The organism is Tabrizicola sp. (assembly GCF_051645465.1).
In the GTDB taxonomy this organism is placed as follows: Bacteria; Pseudomonadota; Alphaproteobacteria; order Rhodobacterales; family Rhodobacteraceae; genus Tabrizicola.
Genome location: NZ_JBOFBI010000043.1, coordinates 1 through 8,417 on the forward strand (window position 1 = coordinate 1; position 8,417 = coordinate 8,417).

Here is an 8,417-nt window from a genome sequence, read left to right on the forward strand (position 1 = left end):
TCAGCAACTCCTCGCTGAAGGAGAATTCACAAAGCTCCATGAACTCCAGATCGCCGGTCAGGCGGGTCCACCAGCGTTCCAGCGGCGTGGCCCGGGTGATCGTTGCGTTCCGGCGTTCGACGATCACATCGCCAAAGGCCGCCATTATGGGCGCGCCGTGGACCAGGACCTCGTCGCCCGGATGGACGACGGCGCCGTTGTCGAAGCGGACATGCGCGTGGAGGCTTTCGAACCGGTGGCTGACTTCAACCGTGCAGGGCACGGTTTCCTTCGCTTTCTTGAAGATACCCATGATTTTGTTCCCTTATGGTTGCGTCATGAGCCGCTCTACGGCGGCCTTGTTGTCGTCTCCGAAGGCGTAAAGTTCGATCGACGCCTTCGAATGCGGGTCTTCCGCGACCAACCGGCCGTTGTCGTACTGAACGATCCGGATGGGCGGGTTGCCATCGATGCGGGCGACAGTGCGCTTCCGGGCGATGGCGTTCTGGATGACGGTGATGAAACCGCCATGATCGAGATCGGCGATAAGGTTGCCCTCGGCGTCGTAGACCGTGACGGCCTGGGCGCTGCGGCCTTCCAGGATGAACAGGCGCTCGGCCACAACCTTGCCGGGGGCGGGCTGGCCGACATGGGGCCGGTCGGTCAGGACGGCGAAGCTGGTGATGGCAAGCGCCGAGAGGGCAAGGGCCAGCATTCCCCAAAGAAGCGTGCGCGGAATCATCTCGCGTTCGGGGCTGGGGCGTTCGGCCAGGGTTCTTTGGTATGACATGGCCGCCCCCTATTCTGCCGCGAAGGGTTCGGGCATCGCGCGCAGCGACAAGACCGGTTCGTTCAGCCTGGTCTGGGCTGCGTCCGACAGGATCCGCGCCACCCGCGCCGCATCGGGGATACAGCGCAGCGCCGGTTGCACTTTGCGGGCAAAGCCGGGGCGGAGGTGCGGCCAGAGCGCGAGGTAGGAAATCTGCGACCCCTCGGTCAGTTCCATCGCGATGGTGCCGGTGCCCGACAGGCGGACATCGGCGCTGGCGGCGGCGACCTTGGTGAATGGTATGGTCCAGGTCACCTGAAGTGCCGCGCCGATCCGCAGGATGACGCGGCGCGAGGTGATGGAGTAGATCGCTGAGCGGGCGCTGGCGCGGGCCATCAGGCGGATGATGCCGTAGCCCGCCAGCGCCAGGACCAGGTAGGGCAGGAAGACCGCGACCGACAGCGCCAGCCCTCCATCCGCAAAGGCTGCGCCAGTGCGCCAGAGCGCGATCAGAAGAAGGTAGCCGAAGATCCAGTTGGCCTTGAACGCCTCGCGCGCCAAAGCGGCTGCGTCGGGGCTGCCTTGCCAAAGCAGTGCCTCACCTTCCGGCAGGGGCGCGGGCAACCCGGGCTGCGGTTCAAAGCGGAAATCATGGTCTGACATGGCAGACCCTTTCGTCGTCGGGGTAAGACGAAGCGGCGCGGGCGCGCGCCGCTTCCCTTCGTCGTCAGAAGCCGCGCTTGCGGCCCTTTGCATACATCCAGCCCGAGGCGACGTAGCCCGAGATCTTGTCTTCCTCGAGCTTCGTCACCTTGTCTGTAGCCTTGGTCCCGGGGATCGCGTCGAACAGGTCCGAGGTCAGCGCGTTGATCCGCACGCGGTCGGCCCAGATCTTGCACATGGTCATCGGCACCAGCCGCGACTTGCCGCTGTTCAGGTCAACCTCCAGATAGCGGACCATCTGTTCCGGCACGTCGATCCACATGTCCTTGATGCGGCCGACGACCTCAAGATCGCCCGCCTGCACCGGCAGGCCTCGGGGATCGCGTCCGGCGCTGATGGCCATGTTGTCGACCGATGCCATGGGGCGGATCTTCGCGTGCCCATGTCCGTCAAGCTCGGGCTCATCCCGGCGCGGAACCCACGAGGCGGGCCCGACGCCATCAAGCATAGGGTTGCCCGTCGGCATATGCGGGAAGCCCTCGGACACTGCTGTCCGCGCCATCGCCAGGTCGGTGCGCCGGTGTGCCGCCTCGTTCTCGGCGGACGGGACGGTCACGGTGCCCTGACCAAGCGGCAGGACGAAGGTCTTGGGCTTGGGTACCGGGAACGGCCCCTGGTTGGGCGCTTTCTTGCCGTCCTCAGTCTCAAGCGGGTAGCCTTCCCGCATGTTCTCGGTCTGCAGGTAGTAGATCAGGACGGCGAAGAAACCCCAGAAGAGCCAGATCGACAGACTGGCGAGGTCAAAGTTGCCGAAGAAGTTCACACCAACCATCTGTGGTCCTCCATTATCAGGTTGGGAATTCGGTCAGGCGTAGATGCGCCCGGCCTTGGTCCGACGTAGTGGGAATGGGTTTGCCGATCCGGACAAGCGGTCCAAGAGCTGCGAGTGTCAGGAAGAGCAAGGCGATTTCAACGTGGTAGACGACGGTGTAGCCAAGGCTGATGTCGTGAAGCGGGCCGAGAATGCCACTATCCACGACATGGTTCACCAGATCACGCAGGACACCGCCGGTCAGGATGGCCAGGCCCGCAGCGGTCGCCTGCGCCGAGCCCCAGGCGCCAAGTGCAAGCCCCGCGCCAGTGCCCGTCTGCGCCTGCGCCATCGCGGCGTTGAGGGTGGAAAGGCCGAAGATCCCGTTGCCAAGGCCGATCGCGAAGGCCCCCAGATAGAACGCGAGGGGGCTGTCCATCGGGCTGGCGAAGATCACTGCCGTGAAGGCGGCGATGCCGATTAGAAGGCCCATCGAGGCCTGGCGGTAGGGATCGGCCCCAAGGGAAAGCCGACGTGTCGCCCAGAGGAACCCGATCAGCGCCCCCACAGACCAAAGCGCGGTCAGGATTGTGGTGGCCGAGACCGAGAGGCCCAGGACCTGCCCGCCGTAGGGCTCAAGCAGAACGTCCTGCATGTTGAAGGCAAGCGTGCCGAGGAACACGACCACCAGCAGCCGACGCGCACCGTCCTGGCGCATCAGATCGTTCCAGGCGTTGCCAAAGGCTGGTCGCGGGGTGGCCCGTTCGGCAGCCGACATCGGGCGGACACGCTCCTGTTTCCAGAAGGCGATGATGTTCAGAACCAGCGTGGCAAGGCCGCAGCCCTGCACAACCTGAACCAGCAGGATCGGCTCGTAGTCGCGCAAGAGCCAGCCGACCAGGATTGCGGAAAGGCCCATGCCCACGAGGTAGAGGACATAGAGCATCGCCACGACCCGCGGGCGGGTCTGATCCGACGCCCGGTCGGCTGCAAGCGCCAGGCCCGCGGTCTGGACCATATGCATCCCGAGACCCGCCATCAGGAAGGCGAGCGCGGCCAGCACCTCACCCGCCCAGGCGGGGCCGGTGAACTGGTCGCCGGAAAGGACGATCAGCGCGAAGGGCATGACGGCGAGCCCGCCCATCTGCCAGAGCGAACCGAACCAGAGATAGGGGATGCGCTTCCAGCCGAGGGCCGAGCGGTAGGTGTCGGACCGGTGGCCAAGAAGCGCGCGGAAGGGGGCGACGAGGACGGGGATCGAGATCATCAGTGCGACGATCATCGCGGGGACGGAGAGCTCGACGATCATCACGCGGTTCAGGGTGCCCAGAAGCAGCACCTGCGCCATGCCGACCGAGACCTGGAACAGCGCCAGGCGCCATAGCTGCCCGGCGGGCAGATCGACGGAAGCCGCGTCGGCAAAGGGCATCCACCGTGCCCCGAGCTTTGCGACCTGTTTCCGCCCAATGATCATGCGCGGTGCTCCAGGCATTCCGAGATGTAGAAGCCCGACGACACCCGTCCGACCTTTGTCAGCGACCCCGGGCAAAGCCGGGCAAGCCGCGAGGGGTCATGCGGGACCATCGTGGGCGACCGGTCCGAGCGTGGGAAGAGCTTGCCGACCGTCCAGAAGGCCATCAGGAACGGGGTCCGGGGGGCGACGGTGAAGACTATGCTCTGGCCGGTGCGCTGTGACAGGCCTTCGATGATCTGGCCGATGTCGCGGTCGCGGTAGTAGATGAGGCTGTCCATCGCGAGGACGAAGTCGAACCGGCCGAGGGCGGGGTCGGACATGTCTCCCGCGCTGAAGTCCACGAGGCTGGCAAACGCTGGGGGCAGCCTGCGCCGCGCGATGTCGATCAGCTGCGGTGAGATATCGACGGCGGTCACCGATGCGCCACGGGTTGCCAGTTCGGCAGCCATCGCGCCGGTGCCGCAGCCCGCGTCCAGCACCCGCGCGCCGTTCAGGTCATCGGGCAGCCGCGACAGCATCAGCGCGCGCATCTGGTCGCGACCGTGGCGCACCGTCTCACGGATGCGGCTCACCTTCTCGGACGAGGTCAGCCGCTCCCAGGTCTGGGTTGCGGTCCGGTCAAAGTAGGTTTCGACCCGGTCGCGGGTCAAGGCATAGTCGGGCATCAGTCGAATCCCAGAAGTTCAAAGATTTCGCGGTCGGGCAACGGTTCGGGCGTGGAGCCAGCGCCTTCCACCGACCGCCAGAGCGCATCGGCCAGCCGCAGGTATTCAGCGCGGGCGGTCACGATGTCTTCTTCGTCGTCCATCTCGAACAGCGTCTTCTTCTTCAGGCGCGAGCGGCGGATGGCGTCGATGTCGGGCATGTGAGCGAGGCGGTTGAAGCCGACCCTTTCGCAGTACCGGTCGATCTCGTTGGTCTCGCGCGATCGGTTGGCGACGCAGCCCGCCAGGCGGACCTTGTAGTTGCCAGATTTGGCCTGCACGGCGGCAATGATGCGGTTCATCGCGTAGATCGAATCAAAGTCGTTCGCGGTGACGATCACCGCGCGGTCGGCGTGCTGGAGGGGGGCCGCGAAGCCGCCGCAGACCACGTCGCCGAGGACGTCGAAGATCACGACATCGGTGTCTTCCAGCAGGTGATGCTGCTTCAGAAGCTTCACCGTCTGGCCCACGACATAGCCACCGCAGCCGGTGCCCGCCGGGGGACCGCCCGCCTCGACGCACTTCACGCCATTGAAGCCCTCGGCGACATAGTCCTCCGGGCGCAGTTCCTCGGCGTGGAAGTCGACGTCCTTGAGGATGTCGATCACGGTGGGCTGCAACCGGCCGGTCAGCGTGAACGTCGAGTCGTGCTTTGGGTCACAGCCAATCTGCAGCACGCGCTTGCCCATCATGGAAAACGCGGCGGAGAGGTTCGACGACGTGGTCGACTTGCCGATGCCACCCTTGCCATAGACCGAAAAGACCTTGGCCCCGTCGATTTTCACGGCGGGGTCCAGCTGCACCTGGACCGAGCCTTCGCCATCGAGGCCCTTCAGGTTCGGGATTTCGTCACGCGGGCTCATGGTTCAGTCCTTTCCGCGCACCCTGTCATCCCCGCGCAGGCGGGGATCCAGTGTCTGCGCTGCGTCTCAAGATGGGTCCCCGCTTTCGCGGGGATGACAGGAGGCAAGGGGTGCAAGATGGTCATTCTGCCGCGATCCCTTCCAGGCGATCCTCAAGCTCATCCGCAGCGGTCTGAAGCGCTGCAAGCGTTGCGGGATCGGGTGCCCAATAGGCGCGGTCGGAGGCCTCAAGGAGCCGCTGCGCCATGCGCGACGAGGCTTCGGGGTTCAGGCTCGCAAGACGGCGGCGCATGGTTTCGTCGGTGACAAAGGTTTCGGTCAGGCGCTGGTAGACCCAGGGTTCGACCTTGCCGGTGGTTGCCGACCAGCCAAACGTGTTCGACACATGCGCCTCGATCAGGCGCACACCTTCCGCTCCATGGCGGAGCAAGCCTTCGTAGAACTTGGGGTTCAGCGTCCGCGACCGGCTTTCCAGCGCGATCTGGTCGGAAAGGGTGCGCACCACACCGCCGCCCCGCGTCTGGTCACCGATGTAGACCGGCGTGTCCTGCCCGCCTCTCGCGCGCTTCACGGCACGGGCAATGCCGCCCAGCGTGTCAAAGTAGTGATCGACGGAGGTAACGCCCAGTTCGACCGACTCCAGGTTCTGGTAGGCTAGGTCCACATCCTTCAGCGCCTTCTGCAGAAGTGCGGGGTTGCCCTTGGCCTTGCCGGTCACGCCGTAGGCAAAGCTCTTGCGGTTCTGGTAGGCGTCGGCAAGCTCGTCTTCCGACCCGAAGGCGGAGGATTCCACCAGCCCGTTGACGTTCGACCCATAGGCCCCTTCGGCATTGGAAAAGACCCGCAGCGCGGCGGTTTCCATGTCCACGCCCATGTCGGCGGCGTAGCCCAGAGCATGGGCGCGGATGAAGTTCAGCGCCTCGGGTTCGTCGGCGGTTGCGGCCTTGAAGGCGGCTTCGGCGAGCATCCGGGTCTGCAGGGGCAGAAGGTCGCGGAAGATGCCGGAGAGGGTCATCACGACGTCGATCCTTGGGCGGCCAAGCTCGGCCAGCGGGATCAGATCGGCGCCGCAGAGGCGACCGTAGTTGTCGAACCGGGGCCTTGCGCCGATGAGGGCCAGGGCCTGCGAGATGGGGCCGCCGTCCGACTTGATGTTGTCGCTGCCCCAGAGGACCAGCGCCACCGTGCGGGGCAGGGTCGGGTGCGTGGCGAGCAACCGCTCGGCCTGGGCCTTGCCGTCCGCCAGCGCAAAGGCGGTGGGCATCCGGAATGGGTCGAAGGCGTGGATGTTCCGCCCGGTCGGCAGGATCTCGGGCGAGCGGATCAGGTCACCGCCCGGCACCGGGCTGATGTAACGGCCTGAAAGCGCGCGGAGGAGAGCGGGGATTTCGTGGTCCTGTTGCAGCAGAGCGTCGGCCTTGGCGCGGGCTTCAGCATCGTCGGGCATCAGGGCCAGGAACTCGGACCGCGCCTGATCGGTCATCGGGCGGCCCAGGACGTGGAGGCCGTCGGTGATCAAGGCGCCTTCGGTTTCCAGAAGCTTGAGCCAGAGCGCGTCCGGGTTGTCCAAGGGCATGTCGACGGCGCGGGCCTGTTCGGCCATCAGCGCGGAAAGGTCGGCGCGTCCGGGGGCATCGGGGGCAAGGGCACGGAACCGGGTGAGGGTGTCCTTGAGGTCGGCAAGGCCTTTGTAGAGGCCGGATTGCGCCAGGGGCGGTGTCAGGTGCGTGACAGTCACCGCATTGCTGCGGCGCTTGGCGAGCGTCGCTTCCGAGGGGTTGTTGGCCGCATAAAGGTAGACGTTCGGCATGTTGCCGATCAGCCGGTCGGGCCAGCAGTTGCCGGAGAGCCCTGCTTGTTTGCCCGGCATGAACTCCAAGGCACCATGCATACCGAAGTGCAGAAGGACATCGGCCCCGAAGTCGCGCTTCATCCAGTCGTAGAAGGTGTTGAAGGCGTGGGTCGGGGCAAAGCCTTTCTCGAAAAGAAGGCGCATCGGGTCGCCCTCGTAGCCGAAGAGCGGCTGGATGCCGACGAAGACATTGCCGAAGCTCCGGCCCAGCACGAAGACATCGGCCCCGTCCGACTGCGCCCGGCCGGGGGCTGGGCCCCAGACCTTCTCGATGTCGGAAAGCCAGCGGGTGCGGCGCAAAAGGTCAGAGGCGGAGACTCGCGCCGCGACATTCGCGGGCTGGCCGAAAGCGACGGAATTGCCGCCGAGAACCGCCTCGCGCAGGGCGTCGACCGATGCGGGTGGGGTCACGTCGTAGCCCTCGGCCTGCATCGACTGCAGGACGTTGAAGAGGCTTTCGAAGACGCCGAGGTAAGCCGCCGTCCCGACCGCCCCGGCATTCGGCGGGAAGCCGTAGAGGACCACGGCGACCCTGCGGTGCGCGACGTCCGACCGGTGCAGCTTGGCGAGGCGGGCGACCTTCTCGGCCAGCGCCTCTATCCGTTCAAAGCAGGGCGCCATGCTGCGGGCGTTCAGTGCTTCGGCCCTTGGGGCAGCGCATTTGTGGGCACAGCCAGAGCAGCCATTGGCATCATGCCGTCCGGCAAAGACGGTCGGATTGGTCGCGCCATCGATTTCCGGCAACGCGATCAGCATCGTCGTCTCGACCGGACCAAGCCCGCCATCCGTGCCTGCCCATTGGCCAAGCGTCTGGAACTCCAGCGGATGCGCCGCGACATAGGGCGCGTCCAGCTTTTGCAGCGCCTCGACCGCGGCAGGGCTGTCGTTGTAGGCCGGGCCGCCGACGAGGGAGAAGCCGGTCAGTGACACCAGTACGTCAATCCGGCCATTGCCGAAGTACGCATCAATCGCGGGGCGGCCATCGAGCCCTGCGGCAAAGGCCGGAACAACGGCCAAACCCCGAGCCTCGAACGACCGGATCACCGCGTCATAGTGCGCCGTGTCGGACGCCAGAATGTAGGACCGCAGCATCAGCAGACCGACAGTCGCTACCGCTTCAGCCGGGCGCGGAAGCTGGATCGGTTCCATGAAGACGCGGCCCGGAACATCGGGATGGTAAAGCCCTACATCCGGGTAATCCACCGGAGCCGCTGCCCGCACCTTGCGCCAGTCGCGGTTCGGGGCATAGCGGCTGACGAGGAAGCGGATCATCCCCTCGATATTGTCGTCCGACCCGCCCAG

Annotated in this window: 8 protein-coding genes; all 8 read right to left on the minus strand. The window is 65.8% G+C overall.

All coding sequences use genetic code 11. The features are described from left to right. The coding region (locus ACRCSW_RS02715) for a hypothetical protein (RefSeq protein WP_438702450.1) at positions 1-292 on the minus strand (292 nt) is incomplete at its 3' end. Positions 293-304: 12 nt separating this feature from the next. Beyond that, a complete protein-coding gene (puhC, locus tag ACRCSW_RS02720) occupies positions 305-769 on the minus strand; it encodes a photosynthetic complex assembly protein PuhC (protein ID WP_438702451.1) in 465 nt (154 codons plus the stop codon). Positions 770-778: 9 nt separating this feature from the next. Next, positions 779-1,411, minus strand: coding sequence for a photosynthetic complex putative assembly protein PuhB (gene puhB / locus ACRCSW_RS02725; protein ID WP_438702452.1), 633 nt, complete (start codon positions 1,409-1,411; stop codon positions 779-781). 64 nt (positions 1,412-1,475) lie between these two features. After that, positions 1,476-2,243, minus strand: a complete 768-nt coding sequence (gene puhA / locus ACRCSW_RS02730) for a photosynthetic reaction center subunit H (RefSeq protein ID WP_438702453.1) — start codon at positions 2,241-2,243, stop codon at positions 1,476-1,478. Positions 2,244-2,259: 16 nt separating this feature from the next. Further along, complete coding sequence (locus ACRCSW_RS02735; RefSeq protein WP_438702454.1) at positions 2,260-3,696, minus strand: PucC family protein; 1,437 nt, start codon at positions 3,694-3,696, stop codon at positions 2,260-2,262. Further along, complete coding sequence (gene bchM / locus ACRCSW_RS02740) at positions 3,693-4,361, minus strand: magnesium protoporphyrin IX methyltransferase (RefSeq protein ID WP_438702455.1); 669 nt, start codon at positions 4,359-4,361, stop codon at positions 3,693-3,695. Before bchM ends, ACRCSW_RS02735 begins: the two co-directional genes overlap by 4 nt. Then, positions 4,361-5,263, minus strand: coding sequence for a ferredoxin:protochlorophyllide reductase (ATP-dependent) iron-sulfur ATP-binding protein (bchL, locus tag ACRCSW_RS02745; protein WP_438702456.1), 903 nt, complete (start codon positions 5,261-5,263; stop codon positions 4,361-4,363). The genes bchM and bchL overlap by 1 nt, the downstream gene beginning before the upstream one ends. Positions 5,264-5,384: 121 nt before the next feature. After that, positions 5,385-8,417 (minus strand): cobaltochelatase subunit CobN (locus ACRCSW_RS02750; RefSeq protein WP_438702457.1); only part of this gene is annotated, 3,033 nt, incomplete at its 5' end.

Coding starts and splice junctions, on each gene's coding strand:
- puhC (WP_438702451.1), bottom strand. CDS start 769: ATGTCATACCAAAGAACCCTGGCCGAACGCCCCAGCCCCGAACGCGAG.
- puhB (WP_438702452.1), bottom strand. CDS start 1,411: ATGTCAGACCATGATTTCCGCTTTGAACCGCAGCCCGGGTTGCCCGCG.
- puhA (WP_438702453.1), bottom strand. CDS start 2,243: ATGGTTGGTGTGAACTTCTTCGGCAACTTTGACCTCGCCAGTCTGTCG.
- ACRCSW_RS02735 (WP_438702454.1), bottom strand. CDS start 3,696: ATGATCATTGGGCGGAAACAGGTCGCAAAGCTCGGGGCACGGTGGATG.
- bchM (WP_438702455.1), bottom strand. CDS start 4,361: ATGCCCGACTATGCCTTGACCCGCGACCGGGTCGAAACCTACTTTGAC.
- bchL (WP_438702456.1), bottom strand. CDS start 5,263: ATGAGCCCGCGTGACGAAATCCCGAACCTGAAGGGCCTCGATGGCGAA.